This is a genomic window from Nonomuraea sp. NPDC049624 (genome assembly GCF_040675255.1).
Classification (GTDB): domain Bacteria; phylum Actinomycetota; class Actinomycetes; order Streptosporangiales; family Streptosporangiaceae; genus Nonomuraea.
In genome coordinates, this window is record NZ_JBFAOR010000002.1 from 13,716 (window position 1) to 37,998 (window position 24,283).

Below are 24,283 nucleotides of genomic sequence, written 5' to 3' on the forward strand. Positions count from 1 at the left end.
CGGAGGTGGCGGGCCGCCTCAGCGGGTCAGAAGCCAGCGGTGATCTTGGTGAACTCCCAGTTGTCCTGGGCGATGCCGCTGCAGTTCTCCGCGACGCCGCCACCCGGGCAGGGGCGGTCGCGGTTGACCGACCAGAACGCGAGCCTGGTCAGGCCGTGGGAGTTGGCGTAGTCGCGGATCTGGGTCCAGGTGCTCTGGTTGGTGAGCTCCTGCTGGTCGGACAGGCCGTTCATGCCGGAGATGCCCATGTGGGCGTACGCCTGGGCGTCGGTCCAGCCCTGGGCGGTCTTCAGGGCGTTCTTGAGCCCTTCGGCCGCGTTGACGGTGTTCTGGTACATGTTGGCGCCGCCGCCGAAGTCGAACGGCATGATCGTGTAGTTGTCGATCGGCACCGCCAGTTCCTTGGCGCGGTTGATCAGGCGGGTGCCGTAGTAGGTCGGGCCGGTGGTCGCGGTGCCGAAGGTCACGGCGATCTTGACGTTCGGGTTGGCCGCCTTGACGATCTTGAGGGCGTTCAGGATGCGGTCCTGGACGGTGACGTTCTCGAACTCGTCGGTGTTCTCGATGTCGAAGTCCACCACGGCCGGGCCGACGGCGTTGATGACCTTCTGCACCGCGCCGGCGAACAGTTCGGGCGTGGAGCAGTTCGGGCCGAGCTTGTTGCCCTGCCAGCCGCCGAAGGACACCTGCACGCTGCCGCCGGCTGCCTTGATGGCCGAGATGGCCTGCGCGTCCTGGCCGCCGGTGAGCGGGCGCTGCCCGTCCCAGGCCGGGTTGCAGCCGTTGCTGGCCAGGATGAAGGCCATCGTGAACGACTTGATGCCGGTCGCGCTCATCACCGTGGTGGGAGAGGGCGGGTCGCCCCAGCCGGTGTAGAGGTAGGGGGCGCCGGGCATCTTGCCGCCGGTCGGGCAGCCGGTGGTGGTCGCCGAGACGTCACGCCCGGCCGACTCGCCCACCGAGTTGTACGCCTTGACGGTGTAGGTGTGGCTCTGGCAGGCGCTCAGCCCGGAGATCGTCGTGCTGGTCCCGGTGACGTCGGCCTTCTGGGTCGCGCCCTCGTAGACGCGGTAGCCGGTCACCGTGCCGGAGGAGGCGCCCCACGACAGCGCGATGCTGGTGTCGGTCACGGTCGTGGTGACCGTGCCGGGCTGGCCGGGCGCGCCGGTGCCGCCGGGGGTGGTCACGCTGAGCGCGTTGCTGGCGCCGGACAGGTTCCCCGCGGCGTCGCGGGCCCGGACGGTGTAGCTGTAGGTGGTCGAGGCCGTCAGCCCGTTGTCGGTGTACGTCGTGCCGGTCGCGGTGCCGACCTGGGTGCCGCCGCGGTAGACGTTGTAGCCGGTCACGCCGACGTTGTCGGTGGAGGCGTCCCAGGCCAGGCCGGCGCTGGTGGCCGTGACGCTGGTCGAGCGCAGGTTGCCGGGCACCGACGGCGGGGTGGGGTCGCCTCCGCCGCTGCCCTGCTTCCACAGCGCGGGCACGTTCGGCGGCTCCCAGCCGGGCTGGGAGGTGTGACCCTGGAGGGCCACGTAGTCCACGCCGTTGTAGGTGACGGCGGCTCCGGTGGCGTAGGCGGTCCACGGCGCCCAGGCGGCGGCCAGCTGCTGCTGGGCGGCGGCGCCATAGGCGGTGGGGACGCCCGTGGCCAGGCCGGCCCCGGTGAGGGCGATGGCCAGGCCGGCCACCGAGCTGATCAGTCTGGTGCGTAATCTCATGGCATCCCCTGAAGGTGCGGCTTGACGGTCTTGGAGAAGGACCAGTTGTTGCTGGCGTCCCAGTTGATGGACCAGGTCATCGCGCCCCGGATGTCGGGGTAGGCGCGCGGCGGCACGAAGGATCCGCAACTGGTGCGCTTGGCCAGGCAGTCGAGCGCCTGGTTGACGAGGGAGGGCGAGACGACGCCGCCACCCGCGGCGCCGGGCCCGGCCGGCAGACCCAGTGCCACCTGGTCGGGGCGCAGGCCGTTCTCCAGCTGGATGCAGGCCAGGGCGGTCATGAAGTTGACCGTCCCCTGCGAGTAGGCCGCGGACTGGTCGCAGCCGAGCATGGAGCCCGAGTTGTAGTACTGCATGTTGACGACCGTGAGGATGTCCTTGATGTTCAGGGCGAGCTTGAAGTACTCCATCCCGGTCGACTGCATGTCGATGGTCTGCGGGGCCATCATGATGATCAGGCCGCTGCCCGCCTTCGCGCGCAGCGCCCGCAGGGCCTGGCCCATGTAGGTGGCGTTGAGGCCGTTCTCCAGGTCGATGTCCACGCCGTCGAAGCCGTAGCTCTGCATCAGCGCGTACACCGTGTCGGCGAACTTCGTGGCGGCCGCGCCGCTGGAGACCTGCACCCGGCCGGCCTCGCCGCCGACCGACAGGATGACCTTCTTGCCGCGCTGGTGCAGGGCCTGCACGTCGGCCTTGAACTGGGCGTCGGTGTAGCCGCCGAGCGCGGTGGAAAGGCCCGGGTCGACCGAGAAGACGACCTCGCCGGCGGTGGAGGTGGCCTCGCCGAAGGCGACGGCGACGACGTCGTACTCGTTGGGCACGGCCGACAGCTTCAGCTCGGTCGCGGCGTTGACGAAGTTGTGCCAGTAGCCGGTGAGGAAGTGCTTGGGCAGCGGGTCGGTGGTGCAGCCCGGGGTGGTGAAGGCCGCGGCGTCGCTGGGCGGGCCGTCGCCGGCCGCGTTGGAGGCGGTGACCGTGACCGAGTACGAGGTGCAGGCGGTCAGGCCGGTGAGGGTGTGGGAGGTGCCGGTCACCGTGGCGACCTGCGAGCCGTTGAGGCGGACCCCGTAGCCGGTGGCGCCGTTGACCGCCGGCCAGCTGAGCGTGGCGCCGGTCTGGGACGTGCCGGACACGGTGATCGGGCCGGCCTTGCCGGGCACGCCGGTGCCGCAGCCCGTGGTCGTCGCGGTCACGGCGTCGCCGGCGGCCGACTCGCCCGCCGAGTTGTACGCCTTGACGGTGTAGGTGTGGCTCTGGCAGGTCCCGAGGCCGGAGATCGTCGCCGTGGTGCCGGTGACGGTGGCCTTGACGGCGCCGCCTTCGTAGACGCGGTAGCCGGTCACCGTGCCGGCGGAGGCGCCCCAGGACAGGGTGATGCTGGTGTCGGTGCTGGTCGCGGTGGCCGTGCCGGGCTTGCCGGGGACCTCCACGGTCGTGCCGCCGCACGAGGAGCCGTTCAGGGTGCAGCCGGTGATGCCGGGGAAGTTGCCCGGGGCGCCGTTGAAGCCGAAGCTCGTGCTCGCCCCGGCCGCCAGCGGTCCGGCCCAGCTCGGCGCGGTGAACGTGTAGTGCTGGCCGCTCCTGGTCAGGACCGCGTCCCAGGCGGACGGGATGGAGAACCCGGCCGGCACGTCGAACTGCACGTTCCAGGCCAGGGCGGCGGTGGTGCCGTTGACGACGGTGACCTTGCCCTCGAAGCCGGACCCCCAGTCGGCGACCTTGACGAAGGTCGCGGTGGCGGCGGCGGCGTGGGCGGGCAGGGCCAGGAGACTCAGTGCGAGGGTCGCGAGCGCTAAGAAGATCGCGCGAAATCTCACTGTCGATTTCCGTTCTTCTGGCGTGCCGTACGGCTTGCACCGGGGGGTGAGAGCGCAAGCCGTACGGCACGGGCCCGTGGAGATGAGACACGGGCCTTTTCGGGGGGTGTCGGCGCAGGCCGGTGGAAAGGCAGGCGCGCGCGGAGCTTGCAGCGGCAGTCAGGGCCGGTGCGTCCGGCCGGGCCGCGTGACCGCTCCAGCGGCTGGGAAAGGTGGGGGGTGCGCACGCCCGCAGCACCGGGGGCGTGGGAGAAGGGGTCGTTCGGGCGGATGTCTCCGCAGCTCAGCGATGAGTCATGCGGGCGGCGAGCGAGTCATGGGCCATCCGATCCATGATTTCTTTTAGGAAAGTTTCCTAAGAGTTGTCGCGATCGTAGCCTTGACACCCTGTGCTTACAAGACCCAATCACGTGACGGCCCGTGACGTGCCGAAACGCGGGGTGCCGGAGCCGACGGCAGCGCCCCCTCGCCCGGACCGGGGTCCGGACGAGGGGGCGCGACGATCGGGTCAGGGCTGCTGGGTGATCTTGACGTCGTCCACGCCGGCCTCCACCAGGGAGGCCCCGGAGGCGTCGGCCGCGTCGATGAGGATGCGGACCGTCTGGCCCGCGTAGGCGGTCAGGTCGGCCGTCGCCACGGCCCAGGCGCCGTTGCGGTTCGTGGCCGCGCCGGCCTGCTGCACCACGGTGGTCGTGGTGCCGCCGACCACGCGGACCCGGAAGTAGTCCGCGCTGGAGGCGTTCGAGCCGTGCGCCAGGTACCACGACAGCGACAGGCTCAGCGTGCCCGTCGAGGGCAGCGTGATCGGCGGCGACTGGATCGAGCTGACGCCGCCGTCGAGGTCGTAGTCACCGGCCGCGGCGCCCGCCAGGCGGCCGGTCACCAGGTCGTTCGTGCCGCTGACCGTGGTGCCGAGCTGCTTGGCGCCCGAGGAGGTGGTCGCCTCGGGGTCGCCCCGCTCCCACGCGCCCGTGGTGGCGGTGTCGGTGCCGGACGGGTTCACCGTCCAGCCGGTCGCCGTCTCGAACGTGTCGGACCAGACCGTCACCGGCGGCGTGCCGGTGCCGCAGTACTGGGACTCCTTGCCGATGATCCGGTAGACGCAGTCGGAGTACTCCAGGAAGCGCAGCACGGCCTCCTTGTTGCGGGTGGTCTGCGGGACGATCTGCTCGTCCGGCGGGTAGAAGCCGGGGCTCGCGCCGACCGGGTACATCTCGAACGTGAAGCTGAAGATCTTGTACTGGCCCCACATCCAGTCGTCGATCGTGCCGTCGGTGATGTAGAGGTCGCTGGACTGCTCGGGCGTGTAGCCGTTGGTGCCGGCCATGTTCTGGCCGAGGGTGGCGTGGGCGTCGCGGTCGTCCTGGGTCAGGCCGGGCGCGGTGTCGTCGTAGGTGAAGCCGTAGGGCCACAGGACCAGCTCGCTGTAGGTGTGCCAGTCGAGGTTGGTCCTGATCTGCTGCACGCCGCCGACGACCCGGCTGCGCACCCAGTCGGCCGCCGCCTTGACCTCGGGGGCCGACTCGGCGCTCGCGCCGCGGTAGGTCTCGCTGGAGGTCGAGCCCGAGGAGCCGCCGCAGCAGCCCCACTGGTAGGCCCAGTTGCGGTTGAGGTCGGTGCCGACCGAGGAGGAGCCGGAGTTCGGCTGCCGGTTCTTGCGCCAGGAACGGTAGGTGCCGCTGGCGATGTCGTACTCGCCGCCGTCCGGGTTGAGGTCCGGCATGATCCAGATCTCACGGGTGTTGACCAGGTTCGTGATCCTGGCGTCGGTGCCGTAGTTGTCGGTCAGCAGGTGCATGATGTACAGCGCCATCTCGACCGTGAGGTGCTCGCGGGCGTGCTGGTGGGCGGTGAACAGCACCTCGGGCTCGGCCTCGTCCGTGCCCACGTTGTCGCTGATCTTGACCAGGCGCATCGGCCGGCCCTCGTACGAGGTGCCGAACGTGCTCTGGCTCATGATCCCCGGATGCGCCGCGACCAGGGTGTTGATCTCGGCCGTCATCTCCGCGTAGTTGTGGTAGCCGGAGTCCGACGGCGGGAAGTCGAACGTCCCGACGGCGTCCGGCGGCGCCGGGCGCGGGGCCTCCGTCACCCGGTAGCCGAGCCGCCTGATGGCCGCGACCTCGGCCGCCGTGGCGGTGACCAGCACCGAGTTCGGCTGCACGTCCTCGATGGCGGCGCCCGTCGCCGCCACGGCGCTGCGCTGGCGCGCGTCGGCCGGGCCGGCGACCCGGTACTGCTTGTTCGCCGGTGGTTCCGCGCCGGCCCCGGCGCCGGTCATGCCGGTCAGGCTGACCATGCTCAGGACCGCCAGCAGAATGAGTAATCGGCGTTTCACCTCGTCCTCCTCGCCCGCGCGGGACTGGGGGTTTGACCCGCACCTGAACTGAGAGTGAAGACGATGGGTGCCCTAGGAAAGGCCCAATTTTCCGTCGAACCGGACCAGGGCCTCTTCCAGCGGTTTCCTGGCAAGATCCGGCACCTCGGCGTCGGGGGCGGCGTACCCGACGGGGAACAGGATGTAGGGCCGCTCGTTGGCCGGGCGTCGGCAGATCTCGCTGAGGAAGGCCATCGGGTTGGGGGTGTGGGTGAGCGTGGACAGGCCCATGGCGTGCAGGGCAGTGATGAACAGGCCGCAGGCGATGCCGACGCTCTCGTTGACGTAGTAGTGCTTGACCCTGCGGCCGCCGGGGCGCACGCCGTACTTCTCGGCGAAGCACACCACCAGCCACGGCACGACCTCCAGGTAGCCCTTGTCGGAGGTCGTCTCCAGCGGGGCCAGCGCCTCGCGCCACTCCTGCGGCAGCCTGCCGCCCTCGTAGTTGCGGCGTTCCTCCTCCTCGGCGGCCTCGCGGATGCGTCGCTTGACCTCCGGGTCGCCGATCACCACGAACTTCCACGGCTGCTGGTGCGCGCCCGACGGCGCGGTGTTGGCCGCCCGCACGGCCAGCTCGACGCACCGGTACGGCACCGGCTCGTCGCTGAAGAACCGCACGCTGCGCCGCCGGTCGGCCAGCGCGTGGAACTCCTCCCCGCGCTTGATCATCTCGTCGGCGTCGTAACGTTCGGGCCGGTAGGGGACGAACGGAAACTGGTGCTCCATAAGATCCGCAGTCTCGGCACGACCGGCGGGTCTGACAACACCGCTCGCCGTATGCTGCCGATCTGACAGCCGAATCGGCTTTTGGGAGGCGAATATGCCGGCACGTCGCCGCGGGCTCGACGATCTGGATCTGCGCGTCCTGCGACTGGTCGCCGACCGGCCGCGCAGCGGGCTGCTGGAGATCGCCCGGCTGCTCGGGGTGGCGCGGGGGACCGTACAGGCCAGGCTGGACCGGATGGCCGCGGACGGCGTGATCATCGACTACGGCCCGAACCTGTCCCCCGCCGCGCTCGGCTACCCGGTGCAGGCGTTCACCACCCTGGAGGTCGAGCAGGCCGCCCGCGAGCACATCTCCAGGACCCTGGAGTCCATCCCCGAGCTGCTCGAAGCCTGCATCGTGACCGGTCCCGGCGACGTCTGGTGCCGCGTCGCGGGCCGCGACAACGAGCACGTCCAGCGGGTGATCGACCGGATGCTGACGATCCCCGGCGTGCGCCGGAGCACCACCGTCATCGCGCTGTCCACCGTGGTGCCGCACCGGGTGCAGCCGCTGGCGGCGGCTGACAGGCAGCTGCCAGGCGGCTGCCAGCCCCCTCCGCGACCGTAGGGGCATGACTTACGCGATCGAAGCGGAAGGGCTCGTCAAGCGGTACGGCGACAAGACCGCGCTGGACGGCGTCGGCCTGCGGGTCAGGACCGGCACCGTGCTCGGCGTGCTCGGCCCCAACGGCGCGGGCAAGACCACCGCCGTCCGCATCCTGGCCACCCTCGCCGCCCCCGACGCCGGCCACGCCACGGTCGGCGGGCACGACGTCGTCACCCAGGCCCGCCAGGTCCGCGAGCTGATCGGCCTGACCGGCCAGTACGCCTCGGTCGACGAGAAGCTGACCGGCACCCAGAACCTCGTGCTCGTCGGCCGCCTGCTCGGCCTGTCCAGGACGGCCGCCCGGGCCAGGGCCGCCGAGCTGCTGGCCAGGTTCGGCCTGGAGGAGGCGGCGGGCCGGGCGGCGGCCGGCTACTCGGGCGGCATGCGCCGCCGGCTGGACCTGGCGGTCAGCCTGGTCAGCCGGCCCCGGATCCTGTTCCTCGACGAGCCGACGACCGGCCTCGACCCGCGGGCCCGCGGCGAGCTGTGGGACGTGGTCAGGGAACTGGTCGCGGACGGGGTGACGGTCCTGCTGACCACCCAGTACCTGGAGGAGGCCGACCAGCTCGCCGACGACCTGCTGGTCATCGACCGCGGCCGGGTGGCGGCGAGCGGCACGCCGGCCGAGCTCAAGTCGCTGGCCGGCGGCCACCGGCTGGACGTCCGGCCGCTGCACGCCGCCGACCTGGAGAAGGCCGGCTCGATCCTCGGCGCCACGGCCGTGGACGGGCTGCTCAGCGTGCCCGTGCACGACCTGGCCGCGCCGCCCGACCTGCTCAGGCGGCTGGACGACGCCGGGATCGTGCTGGCCGAGCACGCCCTGCGCCTGCCCTCCCTCGACGACGTCTTCCGCACACTCACCGGAGCAAGCTCATGACCACCGCAATCTCCCAAGGGCTGACGCTCGCCTGGCGCAGCCTGATCCCCCTGAAGAACAACCCCGGCCAGCTCGCCGGGCTGCTGCTCCAGCCCGTCTTCATGATCGTCATCTTCGTCTACCTGTTCGGCGGGGCGGCCGGGGGCGACCGGGCGGGCGCGGTGTCGTACATGCTGCCCGGCGTGCTCGTCCAGGTGGCGTTGATGGCGACGATCACGACGGGCATGAACCTGGCCACCGACATCGGCAACGGCGTGTTCGACCGGTTCAGGACCATGCCGATCGCCAGGTCGGCGCCGCTGGCCGGGCGCATCATGGCCGACCTGCTGACCCTGCTGATCACCATCGCCATGTCGCTGGCCGTGGGGTACGCCGTCGGCTTCCGCGTGCGGACCGATCCGCTGAGCGCGCTGGCCGGGATCGGCCTGGTGCTGCTCATGGTGACGGCCCTGAGCTGGGGATCGGCCTGGATCGGGCTGGTGGCCAAGTCGGTCGCCTCGATGCAGGGCATCGCCACCGCCGTGCTGCTGCCGCTCACGTTCGGCAGCAGCGCCTTCGTCCCCGCCACCGACCTGCCGGGCTGGCTGACCTGGTGGATGGGCGTCAACCCGGTCTCGCACCTGGCCGGCGCGCTGCGCGGTCTCCTGGTGGGCGGCCTGGCGGCGTCCGACGTGTGGATCACGCTCGGCTGGGCCGCCGCGCTGCTCGCCCTGTTCGCCCCGTTCGCCCTCCGGGCCTACAACAGGAAAGTACGATGATCGCGCTCTCCTACGTGGTGCTGCCGACCATCGAGTAGAGCTCGGCCGGCGGCAGGGCGGCGCCCTCGGCGAAACGGCGTTCGAAGAGCTCGTCGCCGAGTGCCCTCCTGGCCGCCGCGCGTCCTTCCGTGGTGTCGGGCGAGGTGTCCTGCGGGACGGCCGCCGACGCCGCGCCGAACAGCACCGCCGCCCGTTCCTGGTCGCCCGCGGCCTGCGCCGCCAGCGCGAACCCGGCCAGCGTCATCGACAACAGCGGCCGGTCCGGGCTGACGTCGCCGAGGACGTCGAGCGCCTGGCGGTGCCGGGCCAGCGCGGCGTCCAGGTCGCCGGCGCGGGCCAGCGCCCGGCCGTAGGAGGTCAGGTACACCGCGGTGATCTGCGGCACCCGGGGAGCCGCGGCGACGACGCCGTCCATGTCCCGGTAGATCGCCAGGCTGCCGTCCAGGTCGCCGAGCCGCTCCTGGTAGGCGGCCTCGCCCAGGCCGAGCATCACCAGCGTCCACGGCGAGGTCTCCTCGCCCACCCGGGACCTGGCCATGGCGAGGTCGGCGCCCGCGCCGTCCAGGTCGTCGACCCGCAGGCGCAGCTGGGCCAGCCGGATCAGGGTGGAGATCGACTCGTCGTCGCTGATCCATTCGCTGGTCAGCGACCTGGTCTCGGCGATCAGGTCGTCGGTGCCTGCGCCGCGCTCGGCCCGCAGGTCGGCCAGGCCCAGCAGCGCCTCGCTCAGCCCCCAGCGGTCGCCCAGCCGGCGGAACCCCTCGACCGCCCGTTCCAGCTCCCGCTCTCCCCCCGCCTGCATCCGGCCGCCGATCATCAGGGCGGCGGACGACAACCACAGGTCGTCGCTGCGGGCGTAGTCGCCGATCAGCGCGGCCGCCCGCTCGTCCTGCCCGGCCGCCGCGGCCATGACGACCCTGCTGATCAGCAGCAGCGGGTGCACCGGCCCCTCCTGGACCGCCCGCTCCACCAGCTCCTCCATCCGGGTCGACAGCTCCAGCATGGCCGCCCGGTCGTTGCTGATCGTCCCGAACACGTCGACGCCGTAGGCGAACATGCAGGACGTGTACGCCCCCGCGAGCCCCGGCGGCGGCGTGTCACCCGCCAGGTCGAGCGCCTGCCTGGCCCAGGCCGCGCTCTCGCGGCGGTAGCCGCACATCCACCAGTACCAGTTGAGCGCCCCGCACAGCCGCAGCGCGGGCCCGGCCTCCCCCCGGTCGATCAGCCAGCGCAGCGCCGCCGCGAAGTCGTCGCGTTCCGCCGCCAGCCGTTCGATCCACTCCACCTGCGTGGCGGTGCGCAGCTCGGGCACCGCGCGTTCGGCCAGGTCGAGCAGGTGACGGGCGTGCCGGTCGCGGTACTCGGCGGTCTCGTCCGCCTCGGCCAGGCGGTCCAGGGCGTAGGCGCGGATGGTCTCCAGCATCGAGTACCGGCCTTCGGGCGACAGGCGCACCAGGGACTTGTCCGCCAGCGCGCCGAGGACGTCGGCCGTGCCGCCGCACACCTCCTCGACGGCCTCCAGGGTCGCGCCGCCGGCGAACACGCCGAGCCGCCTGGCCAGCACGCGTTCCCGCTCGTCGAGCAGGTCCCAGCTCCACTCCACGACCGCCCGCAGCGTCTGCTGGCGCGGCAGCGCTGTACGGCTGCCGCCGTCGAGCAGCCTGAACCTGTCGTCCAGCCGGTCGGCGAGCTGGCGCGGCGTCATCGTGCGCAGCCGGGCGGCGGCCAGCTCGATGGCCAGCGGCATGCCGTCGAGCCTGCGGCAGAGCGCGACCACGGCCGGCGCGTTGCCCTCGTCCACGGCGAACGACGGACGAGCCGCCGCCGCCCGGTCGACCAGCAGCCGCACCGACGGGTACGCCGCCGCCTCGGCGGGCCCGGCCCCCGACGGCGGCGGTTCGAGCGGCGGGAGGGGCAGCAGCCGCTCGCCCGGCACGTTGAGCGGCTCCCTGCTGGTGGCCAGCACCCGCAGCTCGGGACACTCGTCGAGCAGCCGCTCGACCAGCACGGCCGCGGCCGTCACCACGTGCTCGCAGTTGTCCAGCACGACCAGCGCGGGCCGCTCGCCCAGCGCCGCGGCGACCTGCTCGACCACGTCCTTGGCCGCCTCGGGCGGGCGGTAGCCGGGGCCGTCGTCGCGCAGGCCGAGCGCGTCGAGCACGGCTCCCGGCACGCCGGCCGGGTCGCTGACCGAGGCCAGTTCCACCATCCACGCCACGACCGCCCGCCGGTCCCCGGCCTCTGCGGCCGTCAGAGGTGTGGCGGGTTCGGTGCGGGGTTCGGTGCGGGGTTCGGTGGACAGCTGGAGGGCCGCCTCGGTCGCCAGCCTGGTCTTGCCGGCGCCGCCGGGCCCCACGAGCGTGACGAGCCGGTCGTCGCGGAGCAGGCCGGTGAGCCGTGCGAGCTCGGCCTCCCGGCCGATGAAGCTGGTGCGCGGCTTGCGTACGTTGCCCTTCGGCCGGCTCTTCGGCCGGCTCCTCGGCCAGACGACCGGAGGCTGCTCCGCGGACAATACGGCCAGGTGCGCGGCCCGCAGCTCGGCGCCGGGATCGACGCCCAGCTCGTCGGCCAGCCGGTGGCGGGTGCGTTCGAACAGCTCCAGCGCCTCGGCCTGCCGTCCGGACGCGGCCAGCCCGCGCATGGCCAGCCCGACCAGCCGCTCGCGCAACGGGTGGGCCGTCACCTCGACGGCGAGCTCGACCGGCCGCCCGGCCGCCAGCAGGCGCTCGGCCCTGGCCTCGACCGCCGCCAGCCGCTCCTGCTCCAGCGCGGTCGCCGCGTCCGCCAAGTAGGGGACGGACGTGAGATCCGCCAGCGCCGCCCCACGCCACAACGCCAGCGCCCGGTCGGCGTCCTCGCCCGCCAGCCGCCGGAACGCCAGCGCGTCCACCTGCTCGGCGGGGAGGGTGAGGGCGTACCCGCCGGGACGGCTGTCGATCACCTCGTCCGGCCTGAGCGCCGCCCGCAGGCGTCTGACCAGCGTCTGCAGCGCGTTGGCCGCGTTGGCGGGCGGCTCCTGCGGCCAGAGCACGTCGATCAGCCGCTCGGCCGTGACCGTACGGCCCGCTTCGAGCGCCAGCACGGCCAGCAGCGCGCGCAGCCGGAGACCGCCGACCACGACCGGTCCCCCGTCGTTCTCGACCTCCAACGGCCCCAGGATGGATATCCGCACCCACCACATCCTGCCCTGCCTGCGCACATGCTCCGGTAGAGATCTTTCCCCCGCCCGTTTCCTCCCATGGATGAACTCTTTCCACCGTCGCGCACCCGTCGTCCTGTTTTCGCGGACACGGAGCGTCATCGGTCGCTAACGTTCCGCCCGTGATCTCCTCCCAGCACGAGGCGCTGCACCGCGTCTTCCGTGACAATCCAGAGCTCTGCACGAGCGTCTTCACGGTGCTCGACATCCCCTTCCCGTCACCGACCGAGGTCGCGGTGGCGGACACCGACCTGACCGAGATCAAGCCGATCGAGCGGCGCGCCGACACGATCATGATGTTCACGTCCTTGAGGGACGGCACGTGGTCATCAGCGAGTCGCAGTCCAAGCCCGACGACCGCAAGACCGCGGCCTGGGCGCACTACATCAGCCACGTGCACGTCAAGTTCGGCTGCCCGGTGACGCTGCTGGTGATCTGCCAGGACGAGGCGACCGCCAGGTGGGGCCGCCCTCCCGAAGACGATCGGCCTGCCGGACTGGCCGACGCTGTCCGTCCGCGCGGTCGTCGTGGGCCCGCACAACATCCCCGTGATCGACGACCTCGCCGAGGCGGTGAACGACGTGGTGCTCACCATGTTCTCGGCGCTGACCCACGCCCGTTCCAAGGAGGTCACTGCCATACTGGAAGTCCTGGCAGACGCCTTGGACACCACCGACACCACCAGCGCGGGACACATCGCCGAACAAACGGAAGTAGGCCTCGGAAACACAGACGCCCGACGAATCTGGAGAGACCTGATGGCGACCAAGACCTACCGCTACCAGTCCGAGTACGCCCAGATGCTGCGCGCCGAAGGCGAAGCCAAGGTGCTGCTGATGATCCTCGACGGCCGTGGAGCGGTGATCCCCGACGAGGTGCGCCGGCGCATCACCTCATGCACGGACACCACCGTCCTGGAAGCCTGGATCGAAAGGGCCGTTCACGCCGACCGGCTCTGTGAGGTGTTCGGGTCAGGCCTGGAGGAGGGTGAGGAGGCCGGCGGCGATCAGGGCGACGGCCCACATGCGGTCCACGTTGAACCAGGCGCGGCGTAGGATCGTCAGGCCGAGCACCTCGTAGACCACCAGGGCCACGACGCCGGCCACCACGAACATGGCCAGCGTGTGCAGGGCCGCCACCGCCAGTCCCCCTGAGACGGCGTGGCCCGCGTGGCCCTCCGCGCGCAGCCCGGTGAGCACGGGCAGCAGCATGAGCCCGGCGCCGTGGGCCGACGACATCAGGAACGACCAGCCGGCGAGCTGGGCGAGCGACAGGCGCATGCCCACCCACCGGAAGTGGCGGGTGGACAGCAGCCGCCACAGCCCGAACGCCACCAGCACCAGCCCGCCGACCACCGGCAGCGCCGCGCCCGTCACCAGGGAGCCGGTGGCGGCCACGACCAGCGCGACCAGGGCCACCGACGCCAGGTGGCCCAGGGCGATCACGGGGATCGACTGGAGCAGCAGGTCGCGGCTGCGCTCCTGCAGGCCGCGGGCCACCGCGAAGAGCCAGCCCATGGCCGGGTTCAGTCCGTGGAAGGCCCCGAGCAGCAGGACCGTCGCGGTGCTCATGGCGGGCATGTGGCGGTGCTCCTGGCGGGCATGGTGGCGGGCACGGTGGCGAGCACGGTCACGGGTAGCAGTAGGAGTCGGAGGAGGCGTCGCCGCCCTGGAGGCGTACCTGGTGGGGGCGCAGGCCGCGGAAGGCGTCGCCGTGGGGGAAGAAGGCGGTGTCGAAGGTGAAGGAGTCGGCGTCGACCTTGGCGAGCCAGGCTCCGACGCCCTCGGGGTAGAACTGGTCGTCCCAGGAGCCGTACAGGGAGTTGGTGAGGTAGACGCGGCGGCCGTCGCGGCTCACCTCGACCATCTGGGGGCCGCCGCGCAGCGGGAGGCCGGGCTCGGCGGGGTGCGGGGTGCGCCGGGTGATGCCGCCGATCCGCAGGGATCCCAGCTCGACCGGCTTGTACGGGTCCGACACGTCGTACTGCTTCAGCTCCCCGGTGCCCCAGCACGAGACGTACAGGCGCTGGTCGTCCACGGACAGGGCGATGTCGGTGACCAGCGGCGGCACGGCGGCGAACGGCTGCAGCACGGGCGGCAGCAGGGCGGGGTCGGCCGGTTCGGCGGGGATGGTGATGACCTTCCGCGCCTGCCAGCGGCCGTCCTCGTGGAACCACAGCCAGACGGAGGCCGACAGGTCCTCGACGCTGGTGACCACGCCGACGAAGCCGTACAGGCGGGTGGGGTCGTGGGCGGGGCGCAGCTCCAGCGGCATCTGGTGCTGGTCGCCCAGGTCCACCTCCTGGACGTGCCGGCGCTTGCGCAGGTCCCAGAAGTGCAGCTTGTGGCCGTACTTGCGGCCGAGCAGCAGCTCGCCGACCACGCCGTCCTCGATCATGGACGGCGTGCCCCACTCGGAGGTGATCAGCACGTCGTGGTTGATGTGCCACCAGAAGTCGTAGGCGAGGTACTGCGGCCCGCGGTCCAGCTCCCACCGGCCGAGCACCTCGAAGGAGGTGTGGTCGAGCACGGCGATGCCGCCGGGGCCCTCGGCTCCGTCCGCGCCGCCGAGCGCCGAGACGTACAGGCCCTCGGGGCCGCAGTGGACGGTGTGCGGGCGGGAGTAGCCCGCCCGCCTGGCCAGCGACTCGGCGTCGATCACCTTGACCAGCTCGGGGCTGATCCGGTCCTTGGTGTCGTAGATGTGGATGCGTGAGGAGCGCAGGCCGGGGACCACCAGGTAGCGCCGCTCGACGTGCGGGTGCGGCGCGTTGGGGCACAGGGCGCTGCTGCAGGCGTTCCAGCCGAAGTGGTGCAGCTCGTCGCCGGTGCCGGGCAGGTCGGTCCAGCCGATGACCGTGCCGTAGGCCGGGGAGGCGGGGTCGGTGTCGAGCACGGCCAGCGCGTCCGGACGGTTCGCCGACCGGTCGAAGGCGGCGACGTAGGCCAGCTTCTCCACGGGGGCCTCGACGGCGTCGCGCGGGGAGGGGTAGAACGTGGGGTCGGGGGTCCAGAGAGCCATGACACCAGATATTCACGAGTATCCCTACTGGGTCAATAGGCATCAGCGCCGCAAAGCACAGCCACCGACCGACTGAATCGACACATATCGCGCGATACCGTTAAGTGTGTTCTTCGGTATCACGGACATCTGGACCTACGTCGTCGGCGCCTTCTTCATCGTGCTGCTGCCGGGCCCGAACTCCCTGTACGTCCTCAGCTTCGCCGCCCAGCACGGCGTCCGGCAGGGCTACCGGGCCGCGGCGGGCGTGTTCCTCGGCGACACCGTCCTGATGGTGCTCGCCGCCGCCGGGGCCGCGTCCCTGCTGCGCGCGACGCCCGCGCTGTTCACCGTCGTCAAGTACGCCGGCGCCGCCTACCTGGCCTGGCTCGGCTTCCAGATGATCCGCGGCGCGGTAAGGGCCTGGCGGGCCCGTCCGGGGGCGGCGGACGAGTCCGGGGCGGCGCCCGCGCGGCAGGCCCGGCCGTTCCGCAAGGCCCTGACGATCAGCCTGCTGAACCCGAAGGCGATCCTGTTCTTCCTGTCGTTCTTCATCCCGTTCGTGGACCCCGGGTACAGCGCCCCCTGGTTGTCGTTCCTCATCCTGGGCGCGGTGATCCAGATCTTCAGCGTGCTCTATCTCACCACGCTGATCTTCTCCGGCACGTTCCTGGCCGGCCAGTTCCGCCGGCACCGGAAGCTGAGCGCGGGCCTGACCTCGGGCGTCGGCGCGCTGTTCCTCGGGTTCGGCGCCAAGCTCGCCACGGCGTCACTCGGCTGAAAGCCAGGTTCAAGGGTGAACTGGTTTCGTATGGAACAGATGGAACGCGGCAAAAGCGGCAGTCCTACTCGCCGGGCTCCGGTACGGTAGGCCACCGGCCTTCGGGGTCGCACCGGGCGGAGTCGCACCCGGCGGTGACGACGACCGGTCCATCCGGCAAGCCTGGACCCCCGAAGCCCGGGTAGACGCTGATCGTCGGCCTATCTGCGGAGCAGCCTTGAACCACCATCCGGTCGCACTCCCCCGTCTGACCGCGCTCGCCCGTCAGGCGGCCCCCCGCCTGCTCGAAGGCGTGGTCGCCCCCCTGCTGGTGTTCTACCTCGCCATGGTCGTGCTGGGCTTCAAGTGGGCCCTGGTGGCCACGGTCTCCTGGGTGTACCTCGGCGTGGCCTGGCGGCTGGCCAGAGGGGTCAAGGTGCCCGCCACCATGTTCCTGGCCGCGTTCGCGGTCACGGTGCGGGCCCTGGTGTCGTTCTGGACGGGCACCTGGATGTGGTTCTTCATCCAGCCGGAGCTGGGCACGATCTGCATCAGCATGGTCTTCCTGGCCTCCGTCCGCTTCAACCGGCCGCTGGTGCAGAAGCTCACCCTCGACTACATCCACCTGCCGTCGGCCGTGCTCAAGCACGAGCGGGTGCGCAGGTTCTTCGCCAGGATCACGCTGCTGTGGGCGTTCGTGCTGCTGGCCAACTCGACGCTGAGCATCTTCCTGGCGGTCTACGAGAAGCTGGAGGGCTCGCTCGGCGCGTTCATGGTGCTGCGCACCTCAGCGGTGGCCGTGATCAGCGGGCTGGCGATCACGTTCTCGATCCTGGCGTTCAAGCGCGTCCTGGCCAGGCTGCACGTGGCCCACGCCTGACCGTTCGGCCAGCAGGAACGCTCCACACATCCCCATCACCAGCCCGGTCAGCATGCCGAACAGCTCGGCGAAGTCCGCGACGCCCGTGCCGCCGTAGGCCAGCGGGCCGCCCGTGGACCTGACGATCATCGAGAACAGCCCCCAGGCGAACAGCGAGCCCGACCCCAGCCAGGCCAGCGCCAGCGGCCGCCAGAACGGGCCGTTCCCGCGCCGCCTGACCAGGGCCACCAGCGCGGCCGCCCCGCCCACCGCGAGCAGCGCCTTCAACCCGTTCTGGACGGCCTGCACGGTCCCGTCGAACGCCATGACGACGCGCAGCACCGCGACGGCGGCCGCCACCACGAGCGCGCCCCACGCCACCACCTCCTGGAACGACCTGGTCGCGCTCGGGAACGGCAGCCTGACCGGGGTGGTGAAGACGGCCGGCCAGCGGTCGCGGGCGTAGAGGGCGAAGGCCGCCATGAGGGCGACGCCCAGGGTGATGAAACCGCCGTAGACGACCAGATAGACCCAGGTCTGGATGGGACCGCCGCTGAAGATCGCCAGGCCGCCGATGAGCACGATCAGCGGGGTCGTGGCGGCCAGCACCGACAGCAGGCCGGTGCCCACCCAGAGCGGCAGCAGCACCAGCCAGGCGGGCAGCCGCATGCCCCAGCGCATGGTGAAGGCCAGCGCCAGCAGCAGCCCGGCGGCCTCCATGGCGAAGGTCAGCGCGTTCATCCCGAGCATCTGCCCGCTGTCCATGAGCGCCGGGTCGGAGACGCCGACGGGGTCGCCGGTCAGCCAGAGCGTCTTGATCGTGAGGTAGGGCAGCGTGGCGGCGACCGCCACGATCGCGGCGGTGAGCCGGCCGATGCCCGCTCGCTGTTCTGTCATGCCCCCGATCGTGCGCCTCAGGCGGGCCGGTCCCCTCCCGAGCGGCGGGGATCCGCCTCCCCCTCGTGGGGGAGCTCGACGGCCAGCTGGAAGCCGTCGCCGTCGGGGCCGGCCGTCAGCGTGGCGCCGGCCAGCCGTACGCGCTCGCGCAGCCCCGCCAGGCCCAGCCCGCCGCGCCGGGCGCTGGGACGCGAGCTCGGCGGGCCGTTGCGCACGACCACCCGGTGCGGCGCGACCGACACGGCGACCGCCGCGCCCGGCGCGTGCTTGGCCGCGTTCGTCAGCCCTTCCTGGACGACGGCGTGCGCCAGCTCCGGCGACGCCCCCGGCGCCACCTCCAGGGTGATCGACATGCCGGAGTCCCTGGCCCGGCCGACCAGCTCGGCGACGTCCTCGCCCACCGGGGACAGCGGGGCCTCCTCGGCGTCCTCGCGCAGCAGGCCGATGATCTGGCGCAGCCGCTCGGTCGCGTCGGCCGCCGCCATGCGCAGCTCGCCGGCCGCCTTGACCTGGGCCGGGCCGAGGCCGGGGGCGAGTTCCAGCCCGCCGGCGCGGACCGCGATCAGCGCAAGGTCGTGGCCGAGCGAGTCGTGCATCTCGCGGGCGATCCTGGCCCGCTCGCGCAGCCGCGCCTGCGCCTCGACCGACAGCCGCGCCTGCCGCCGCTGCTGGAGCACACCCCGCCGGAGCAGCCCCAGCAGGTACGGCAGCACGTACGTGCCGACCAGCCCGGTGCCCATCGACACCCACAGCGCCAGGTCACCGCCCTGGAGCAGCACGGCCCCGCAGCCGATGGCCGTGATCAGGCAGAACACGGCGCCCGCGGGCCACAGCCGGGTCGTGCGCCGGCCGGTGAGGTAGGCGTACCAGATGATGAACGGCGAGGTGGCGAGCAGCGGCAGGATCTTCACGCCGCGCCGGGGCAGCAGCCACGTCAGGTCCACCGTCGCGAAGCCCTCGGTGAAGGTCCACGGGCCGAGCGGCAGCAGCAGCACCAGCGCCGCCAGCGGCCAGGGACGGCCCACGAGCACGGCCAGCGCGGCCAGCCCCACCCTGGGCAGCGTCACCAGCACGAACCCGGCCGGATCGGCGAACGGGTCGGGGCCCATGGCGGTCACGAAGATGCCCAGCACGGCCCACAGCAGCAGGTCGAGGACGACCTGACGGCGGTTCTCACGACGCAGACGGTTCACGCACCGACGTTATCCGCCGCCGGGCGGGGCCGGTCCCGCCCGAAGGTCAGGCGGCGCCCCTGACGAAAGTCAGGGTGGGGCCTGGTCCAGTGATCACGGTGGTGCTGCCCCCACCTGAAAGGCGGATACCTCCTCTCCTGTGTCCGGGGCGCGCAACCGGTTTGATCGTGGGTGTCACGCGGAAGTCGCACTCCCGCCCCTGACGAAAGTAGGGGGTGGCGCGGGTCGATGGGCCGATGTGCCATGACCTGCGGAATTTCTACCTTCATGGGGTAGGCGGCCCTGACCCTCCTAGGGGACGGGCCCGCGTTCGACCGGGGGCATCCCCGATGTCCCCGGTCCGCTCACGCCGACAGGCTTGGTGAGTGCCCTGACGATCGGAGTCCACGCATATGTCGCACGCCATTCTCGACCTCGTCCAGCAGGTGATGTCATCGCCATGGCTGTACGTGGCGCTGTTCGCCCTGGCGCTGCTCGACGGGTTCTTTCCCGTCGTGCCCGCCGAGACGTCGGTCATCACCGCGGCGGTGTTCGCCGCCTCCGGCCAGACCAACCTGGCCCTGGTGATTTTGGTCTCGGCGCTCGGCGCGTTCGCCGGGGACCACGTGTCGTACCTGATCGGCAACAGGTCGGCGGGGCGGCTGCGGGGCAAGAAGGCGTTCGTCTGGGCGCGCGGCGCGCTGGCCGAGCGGGGCGGGCTGGTGCTGGTCGTGGCCAGGTACATCCCCGGCGGGCGGACCGCGACGACGCTGACCATGGGCGCCGTGGGGCATCCGCTGCGCTCGTTCACGTTCTTCGACGCCATCGCGGCGAGCTCGTGGGCCGTGTACTCCGGGCTGATCGGCTTCTTCGGCGGCATGGCCTTCGAGAACGACCCGATCAAGGGCCTGCTGCTGGGCCTCGGGATCGCGCTGTCGATCACCGGCCTCGTCGAGCTGGTGCGGTGGGCCAGGAAGCGGCGCGCCACCCAGCCTTCCCCGGAGCGTCTTCCGGTGGACACGTCCGTTTGACCCTGTCGGGCAACCATCCGTCTGAAAGGAGTGCGCATGAGTGTGCTGGCCGCGGCGATCGCGCTGGTCGGTTCGCTGTTCTTCGCGCTCGGGGCCGCGCTGCAGCAGTTCGAGGCGGCGGGCTCGGCCAAGCCCGCGCTGCTGACCCTGCTGCGCAGGCCGCGCTGGCTGCTCGGCGGCGTCTCCATCGTGACGGGCGGCGGCCTGCACATCGTCGCCCTCGGGCTCGGCCCGCTGACCGTGGTGCAGCCGATGGGGGTGGCCAGCCTGCTGTTCGCGCTGCCCATCGCCGCCGCGCTGCACGGCCGCCGGCCCTCCCGCAAGGAGCTGGCCGCGGCGGGCGTGGTCGCGGCCGGGCTGATCGGCCTGGTGCTGCTGGTGCCCGAGTCCGACGGGCCGACGTACCTGGCGCCCACGGGGGTGCTCACCCTGCTCGCCGTGGCCGGCGTCGCGGCGGTGCTGCTGTGGGCCGGCTCGAAGGCGGCCTCCCCCGCCGGCCGGGCCGCGCTGCTCGCCACGGGCTCCGGCGTCCTGTACGGCGCGACCGCCACGCTCATGCGCGTGCTCGTGGACGGCGGCTGGAACTGGTGGTACCTGCTGGCCCTGCCGGTCCCGCTGCTGCTGGCGCTGGTGATGCTGCAACGCGCCTACGCCGTCGGGCACTTCGGCGTCTCCTTCGCCTCGCTGCAGATCGCCGACCCGCTCACGGCGGTGGCCTTCGGGGCGCTGCTGCTCGGCGAGCCGCTGCCGTCCGGCCTCGCGCCGATCGCGGCCGCCGCCCTCACCGCGGCCGGCACGTTCGCCCTGGCGCGGACGTCCCCGCTGGAGGCACGCAACGACCTCGCCTGATCCCTCCCCTGACCGAAACCCCCTGTTCGTCCATCGGCCCTCCCCCAGCCGTCCCCCCTTGTGAAAGCGGAGTCACCGTCATGGCCATGCCCCTGCGCAACGTCACCGACCACGCCCAGCTCGCCCCCGCCCCCGAACGTCCCCGCCGCGTCCTGATCTCGACCGACACCTATCCCCCCGACGTGAACGGCGCCGCCTACTTCACCCACCGCCTGGCCACCGGCCTGGCCGCGCGCGGCAACGAGGTGCACGTGGTGTGCCAGTCGGAGGCCGGCCCGGCCAGCGCCGACGTGGTGGACGGCGTGATCGTCCACCGGCTGCGCTCGGCTCCGCTGCTGGTGCACCCGACCATGCGGGTCACCGTGCCGACCAGGCTCGACCGGCTGGTCGCCGACATCGACCCGGACGTCCTGCACACCCAGGGCCACTTCGTGGTCGGCCGGGCCGCCATCGCCGCCGCCCGGCGCCGCGGCGTGCCGGTCGTGGCCACCAACCACTTCATGCCCGACAACCTCTTCCAGTTCGGGCACGTCCCCGAGGCGCTGCGGACCAGGGCGGGCCGGCTGGCCTGGCGGGACTTCAGCCGCGTCTTCAAGCGCGCCGACCACATCACCACGCCGACCCCGCTGGCCGCCAAGCTCCTGGCCGACCAGGGCTTCTCCCGCGACGTCGAGGCCGTCTCGTGCGGCATCGACCTGGCCAGGTTCCACCCGCATGCCGAGCCCAAGTCGTGGGCGCGCCGGCGGTTCGCGCTGCCCGACCGGCCGACCGCCCTGTTCGTGGGCCGCCTGGACGAGGAGAAGCACCTCGACGAGCTGATCCGCGCGCTGCCCCTCGTCCTCAACGAGACCGACGCGCAGGTGGCGTTCGTGGGCCGCGGCAACCAGCGGATGGAGCTGGAGAAGCTGGCCAAGCGCATCGGGGTGGGCGACCGGGTGTTCTTCGTCGGGTTCGTGCCCGACGAGAGCATGCCGCAGGCGTTCGCCGCCGCCGACGTGTTCGCCATGCCGGGCGTCGCCGAGCTGCAGAGCATCGCCACGCTGGAGGCCATGGCGTCCGGCCTGCCCGTCGTGGCCGCCGACGCGATGGCCCTGCCGCACCTGGTGGACGGCAACGGCTACCTCTACCAGCCGGGCGACGTGGTCGCGCTGGCCAGGCACCTGACCGCCGTCCTCACCGACGACGACCTGCGCGCCCGCCTGGGCAACACCAGCCGGGCGCTGGCGCTCACCCACGACGAGCAGGTGTCGCTGGCCCGCTTCGAGCAGATCTACGACGAGGTGACACGATGACCTGGCGTGCCGTTCTGGCTCCCGTGGCCGGCGCCGTGACCGCGGTGGCCGCACTCGGCTACGCGCAGGTGAGCCTGCCCGAGCAGCCGCTGATCAGCGACTACGCGCTCGTCCCCGGCGGCATGCTGCCGGTGCTGGCCGGGACGCTGGCGCTGGCCGCCGCCTGCCTGTCGCTGGCGTACGGGCTGGCCGCCCGCGAGCCGGGGCGGACTGCCGCGACCCGCGTGCTGCTGCTGGCGGGGGCGGCCGGGCTGATGCTCAGCGCCATCTTCCCCACCGATCCCGGCATGTCGGACATCAGCACGTTCGGCGGAGAGATCCACCGCTGGTCGGCGGCCGTGGTCTTCACCGCGCTGCCGGTCGCCGGCTGGACCCTGGCCAGGGGACGGGCGGCGGCCGCGCGCTGGAGCGCGGTCAAGGCCCTGAGCGTGACCTCCGGGCTGACGCTGGTCGCCTACCTGGCGGCCCACCCGGCCGCCGTCACCTCCTCGCTGATCGGCGGCACGGCCTACTACGGGCTGCTCGAACGGGGTCTGGTGCTGGCCGAGATCGTGCTCGTCGTCACCATGGCGCTGGCCTGCGCGCCGGGCCGCGCCGCCGTACGGACGCAGGGCACGCGGGCCACCGGGGCGCCCGCGCAGCCCGAGAGCCCGCAGCGGCTGGCGGCGTGACCGGGCGTGACCGGGCGTGACCGGCGGCGCCGCCACACTTCGTCCGCCGTCGAACGGTCGGCGGCCTAGCGTGGACCCATGCTCATCACCCACCACGCCGAAGCCCGGGCGGTGCTGTCCGACAGCCGGTACGTGCCGCCGCCCGTCCCGCAGGACGGCGAGCCGGGGACGCTCGCCTGGCTGCGGGCCCACGTGTCGCGCTTCAGCACCGGCGAGACGCACGCCGAACGCCGCCGCCTGGTCGTCGAGCGCCTGTCCGCCCTGGACCCGGCCGCGCTGCGGACGGCCGCCAGGGCCGCGACGCGCGACCGCCGCGGCGACGGTGACGGCAACGGTGACGGCAACGGTGACGGCAACGGTGACGGCAACGGTGACGGCGACTGGCGCGGCGTGCCGACGGCCGTGCTGGGGGCCGCGCTCGGCGTGCCGGACACCTCGGCCGTGCCCGCGGCCGCGAGCGGCTACCTGTCGGGCGAGGGGAGCCCGCAGGCCGACGCCGCCGTCGCCGAACTGCTCGCCCTGACCGACCTGCCGGCCGTCACCCTGCTGCTCCAGGGCCACGCCGCCACCGAGGCGCTCATCGAGAACGCGCTCGCCCACGCCGTGCCGGGCGACGACCCCGAGGCGGTGCTGCGCGAGACGCTCAGGCAGGACCCGCCGCTGAAGGCCAGCCGCAGGCTCGACACCCGCACCGGCGAGGAGGTCACGATCGACCTGGTCGCGGCCAACCGCGACCCCGAGGTGTTCGCCGACCCCGACCGCTTCGACGCCTCCCGGGCCCCCGCCCCCCACCTGACGTTCGGGGACGGCCTGCGCCCGTGCCCCGCTCCCGCCCACGCCCTCGCGCTGGCCGCCGGCGTGCTCGACACGCTCCTCGAAGGGACCCGCCGATGAACTTCCACGACCTGCACAAGCCGGGCGACCCGCTGCTGCTGCCCAACGCGTGGGACTACGGCTCGGCCGCGATCCTGGCCGCGCACGGCTTCCCCGCGATCGGCACCACCAGCCTCGGCGTGTCCGCCGTGCACGGCAAGCCGGACGCCGCCGGCGCGACCAGGGCCGAGACGATCGAGCTCGCCGAGACGGTCAAGGACCTCGGCGTGCTGGTCACGGTGGACATCGAGGGCGGCTTCAGCGACGACCCGCAGGAGGTGTCGGACCTGGTCGCGAGCCTGGCCGCGCTCGGGGTGGCGGGCGTGAACCTGGAGGACGGCCGTCCCGACGGCACGCTGCGCCCGGTCGAGCTGCACCGGCGGATCATCGAGGCCGCCAAGGGCCACGGCGTGTTCGTCAACGCCCGCACCGACACCCACTGGCTGGGCACCGGCGACTGGCGCGAACGGGTGGACGCCTACGAGCACGCCGACGGCATCTTCGTCCCCGGGCTGTCCGATCCGGCGGAGATCGCCGAGGTCGTCGCGCGTACGCGGCTGCCGCTCAACGTGCTCTACCAGCCGGGCGGTCCGACGCTGGACCGGCTGGCCGATGCGGGGGTGGCCCGGGTGAGCACCGGCTCGCTGCTCTACCGGGCCGCGCTCCAGGGCGCTCTGGCCGCCGTGCTGGGCGCGCAGGGCAAGGACGCCCCGCCGCTGCCGACGTACGGAGAAATCGCCGCGCTCCTCCCGCAGACCCGATAA

Annotated in this window: 22 protein-coding genes; 13 read left to right on the plus strand and 9 right to left on the minus strand. The window is 72.4% G+C overall.

Features of this window, described 5'->3' with window-relative positions; all coding sequences use genetic code 11:
• Positions 1-26: 26 nt before the first annotated feature.
• From AB0J76_RS06345 to AB0J76_RS06360, 4 genes are all read right to left on the minus strand, one after another.
• Positions 27-1,715, minus strand: a complete 1,689-nt coding sequence (locus tag AB0J76_RS06345) for a carbohydrate-binding protein (protein ID WP_352326095.1) — start codon at positions 1,713-1,715, stop codon at positions 27-29.
• Positions 1,712-3,532 (minus strand): glycosyl hydrolase family 18 protein, encoded by a 1,821-nt coding sequence (locus tag AB0J76_RS06350; protein WP_352326097.1) that lies wholly within the window; start codon positions 3,530-3,532, stop codon positions 1,712-1,714. The genes AB0J76_RS06345 and AB0J76_RS06350 overlap by 4 nt, the downstream gene beginning before the upstream one ends.
• Before the next feature lie 508 nt (positions 3,533-4,040).
• Positions 4,041-5,870, minus strand: coding sequence for a M14 family metallopeptidase (locus tag AB0J76_RS06355; RefSeq protein WP_364388978.1), 1,830 nt, complete (start codon positions 5,868-5,870; stop codon positions 4,041-4,043).
• A gap of 72 nt (positions 5,871-5,942) precedes the next feature.
• Positions 5,943-6,635, minus strand: coding sequence for a nitroreductase family protein (locus AB0J76_RS06360; RefSeq protein ID WP_352327563.1), 693 nt, complete (start codon positions 6,633-6,635; stop codon positions 5,943-5,945).
• Positions 6,636-6,729: 94 nt separating this feature from the next.
• Between AB0J76_RS06360 and AB0J76_RS06365 the strand changes: the two genes are divergently transcribed.
• Genes AB0J76_RS06365 through AB0J76_RS06375 form a run of 3 tightly spaced genes read left to right on the plus strand, consistent with a single transcriptional unit; the run spans position 6,730 to position 8,916 of the window.
• Positions 6,730-7,242: an Lrp/AsnC family transcriptional regulator gene (locus AB0J76_RS06365; RefSeq protein WP_352327564.1), complete on the plus strand. Its 513-nt coding sequence runs from the start codon at positions 6,730-6,732 to the stop codon at positions 7,240-7,242.
• Between the two features lie 4 nt (positions 7,243-7,246).
• Positions 7,247-8,158, plus strand: coding sequence for an ATP-binding cassette domain-containing protein (locus AB0J76_RS06370; protein WP_352327565.1), 912 nt, complete (start codon positions 7,247-7,249; stop codon positions 8,156-8,158).
• Positions 8,155-8,916 (plus strand): ABC transporter permease, encoded by a 762-nt coding sequence (locus AB0J76_RS06375; protein ID WP_352327566.1) that lies wholly within the window; start codon positions 8,155-8,157, stop codon positions 8,914-8,916. The genes AB0J76_RS06370 and AB0J76_RS06375 overlap by 4 nt, the downstream gene beginning before the upstream one ends.
• A gap of 10 nt (positions 8,917-8,926) precedes the next feature.
• Here AB0J76_RS06375 and AB0J76_RS06380 read toward each other — a convergent pair whose 3' ends face one another.
• Positions 8,927-12,088 (minus strand): BTAD domain-containing putative transcriptional regulator, encoded by a 3,162-nt coding sequence (locus tag AB0J76_RS06380; protein ID WP_352327567.1) that lies wholly within the window; start codon positions 12,086-12,088, stop codon positions 8,927-8,929.
• A gap of 149 nt (positions 12,089-12,237) precedes the next feature.
• Here AB0J76_RS06380 and AB0J76_RS06385 point away from each other — a divergent pair, with 149 nt between their 5' ends.
• Positions 12,238-12,537: a hypothetical protein gene (locus tag AB0J76_RS06385; protein WP_352327568.1), complete on the plus strand. Its 300-nt coding sequence runs from the start codon at positions 12,238-12,240 to the stop codon at positions 12,535-12,537.
• 126 nt (positions 12,538-12,663) lie between these two features.
• Positions 12,664-13,170, plus strand: coding sequence for a hypothetical protein (locus tag AB0J76_RS06390; protein WP_352327569.1), 507 nt, complete (start codon positions 12,664-12,666; stop codon positions 13,168-13,170).
• Here AB0J76_RS06390 and AB0J76_RS06395 read toward each other — a convergent pair.
• Both AB0J76_RS06395 and AB0J76_RS06400 read right to left on the minus strand, forming a co-directional pair.
• Complete coding sequence (locus AB0J76_RS06395) at positions 13,087-13,695, minus strand: hypothetical protein (RefSeq protein WP_352327570.1); 609 nt, start codon at positions 13,693-13,695, stop codon at positions 13,087-13,089. The genes AB0J76_RS06390 and AB0J76_RS06395 overlap by 84 nt on opposite strands.
• 49 nt (positions 13,696-13,744) lie before the next feature.
• Positions 13,745-15,136, minus strand: coding sequence for a selenium-binding protein SBP56-related protein (locus AB0J76_RS06400; protein WP_352327571.1), 1,392 nt, complete (start codon positions 15,134-15,136; stop codon positions 13,745-13,747).
• A gap of 106 nt (positions 15,137-15,242) precedes the next feature.
• Here AB0J76_RS06400 and leuE point away from each other — a divergent pair, with 106 nt between their 5' ends.
• Together leuE and AB0J76_RS06410 are read left to right on the plus strand one after the other, a co-directional pair.
• Positions 15,243-15,896 (plus strand): leucine efflux protein LeuE, encoded by a 654-nt coding sequence (gene leuE / locus AB0J76_RS06405; RefSeq protein ID WP_364388986.1) that lies wholly within the window; start codon positions 15,243-15,245, stop codon positions 15,894-15,896.
• Between the two features lie 217 nt (positions 15,897-16,113).
• Complete coding sequence (locus tag AB0J76_RS06410) at positions 16,114-16,755, plus strand: VC0807 family protein (RefSeq protein ID WP_352322688.1); 642 nt, start codon at positions 16,114-16,116, stop codon at positions 16,753-16,755.
• On the opposite strand, the gene AB0J76_RS06415 is transcribed toward AB0J76_RS06410, so the two are convergent.
• Both AB0J76_RS06415 and AB0J76_RS06420 read right to left on the minus strand, forming a co-directional pair.
• Entirely contained in the window at positions 16,663-17,631 is a 969-nt protein-coding gene (locus tag AB0J76_RS06415) for a hypothetical protein (protein ID WP_352322689.1), read from the minus strand. The two genes, AB0J76_RS06410 and AB0J76_RS06415, sit on opposite strands and share 93 nt — an antisense overlap.
• Positions 17,632-17,648: 17 nt before the next feature.
• Positions 17,649-18,824, minus strand: a complete 1,176-nt coding sequence (locus AB0J76_RS06420; protein WP_352322690.1) for a histidine kinase — start codon at positions 18,822-18,824, stop codon at positions 17,649-17,651.
• A 392-nt stretch (positions 18,825-19,216) separates the two neighbouring features.
• On the opposite strand from AB0J76_RS06420, the gene AB0J76_RS06425 reads away from it, so the two are divergent.
• The 6 genes from AB0J76_RS06425 to AB0J76_RS06450 all read left to right on the plus strand — a co-directional run bounded on the left by AB0J76_RS06425 (position 19,217) and on the right by AB0J76_RS06450 (position 24,283).
• Positions 19,217-19,834 carry a DedA family protein gene (locus AB0J76_RS06425; protein WP_352322691.1) on the plus strand — a complete coding sequence of 206 codons (618 nt, stop codon included), beginning with the start codon at positions 19,217-19,219 and terminating at the stop codon, positions 19,832-19,834.
• Positions 19,835-19,870: 36 nt separating this feature from the next.
• The gene (locus AB0J76_RS06430) at positions 19,871-20,683 is read left to right on the plus strand and encodes a DMT family transporter (RefSeq protein WP_352322692.1); all 813 of its coding nucleotides are present in this window, start codon (positions 19,871-19,873) and stop codon (positions 20,681-20,683) included.
• Between the two features lie 86 nt (positions 20,684-20,769).
• Positions 20,770-21,975: a glycosyltransferase gene (locus AB0J76_RS06435; protein ID WP_352322693.1), complete on the plus strand. Its 1,206-nt coding sequence runs from the start codon at positions 20,770-20,772 to the stop codon at positions 21,973-21,975.
• On the plus strand, positions 21,972-22,646 hold the full coding sequence (locus AB0J76_RS06440; protein ID WP_352322694.1) for a DUF998 domain-containing protein: 675 nt from the start codon (positions 21,972-21,974) through the stop codon (positions 22,644-22,646). The genes AB0J76_RS06435 and AB0J76_RS06440 overlap by 4 nt, the downstream gene beginning before the upstream one ends.
• A gap of 78 nt (positions 22,647-22,724) precedes the next feature.
• The gene (locus AB0J76_RS06445) at positions 22,725-23,540 is read left to right on the plus strand and encodes a hypothetical protein (protein WP_352322695.1); all 816 of its coding nucleotides are present in this window, start codon (positions 22,725-22,727) and stop codon (positions 23,538-23,540) included.
• Positions 23,537-24,283 carry an isocitrate lyase/phosphoenolpyruvate mutase family protein gene (locus tag AB0J76_RS06450; protein WP_352322696.1) on the plus strand — a complete coding sequence of 249 codons (747 nt, stop codon included), beginning with the start codon at positions 23,537-23,539 and terminating at the stop codon, positions 24,281-24,283. Before AB0J76_RS06445 ends, AB0J76_RS06450 begins: the two co-directional genes overlap by 4 nt.

Excerpts from the sequence above, each read along its gene's own strand:
- AB0J76_RS06370 (WP_352327565.1), top strand. The coding sequence starts at position 7,247 with ATGACTTACGCGATCGAAGCGGAAGGGCTCGTCAAGCGGTACGGCGAC.
- AB0J76_RS06425 (WP_352322691.1), top strand. The coding sequence starts at position 19,217 with ATGTCGCACGCCATTCTCGACCTCGTCCAGCAGGTGATGTCATCGCCA.
- AB0J76_RS06345 (WP_352326095.1), bottom strand. The coding sequence starts at position 1,715 with ATGAGATTACGCACCAGACTGATCAGCTCGGTGGCCGGCCTGGCCATC.
- AB0J76_RS06445 (WP_352322695.1), top strand. The coding sequence starts at position 22,725 with ATGCTCATCACCCACCACGCCGAAGCCCGGGCGGTGCTGTCCGACAGC.
- AB0J76_RS06435 (WP_352322693.1), top strand. The coding sequence starts at position 20,770 with ATGCCCCTGCGCAACGTCACCGACCACGCCCAGCTCGCCCCCGCCCCC.
- AB0J76_RS06375 (WP_352327566.1), top strand. The coding sequence starts at position 8,155 with ATGACCACCGCAATCTCCCAAGGGCTGACGCTCGCCTGGCGCAGCCTG.
- AB0J76_RS06400 (WP_352327571.1), bottom strand. The coding sequence starts at position 15,136 with ATGGCTCTCTGGACCCCCGACCCCACGTTCTACCCCTCCCCGCGCGAC.
- AB0J76_RS06440 (WP_352322694.1), top strand. The coding sequence starts at position 21,972 with ATGACCTGGCGTGCCGTTCTGGCTCCCGTGGCCGGCGCCGTGACCGCG.
- AB0J76_RS06415 (WP_352322689.1), bottom strand. The coding sequence starts at position 17,631 with ATGACAGAACAGCGAGCGGGCATCGGCCGGCTCACCGCCGCGATCGTG.
- AB0J76_RS06360 (WP_352327563.1), bottom strand. The coding sequence starts at position 6,635 with ATGGAGCACCAGTTTCCGTTCGTCCCCTACCGGCCCGAACGTTACGAC.
- AB0J76_RS06365 (WP_352327564.1), top strand. The coding sequence starts at position 6,730 with ATGCCGGCACGTCGCCGCGGGCTCGACGATCTGGATCTGCGCGTCCTG.
- AB0J76_RS06430 (WP_352322692.1), top strand. The coding sequence starts at position 19,871 with ATGAGTGTGCTGGCCGCGGCGATCGCGCTGGTCGGTTCGCTGTTCTTC.
- AB0J76_RS06395 (WP_352327570.1), bottom strand. The coding sequence starts at position 13,695 with ATGCCCGCCATGAGCACCGCGACGGTCCTGCTGCTCGGGGCCTTCCAC.
- AB0J76_RS06450 (WP_352322696.1), top strand. The coding sequence starts at position 23,537 with ATGAACTTCCACGACCTGCACAAGCCGGGCGACCCGCTGCTGCTGCCC.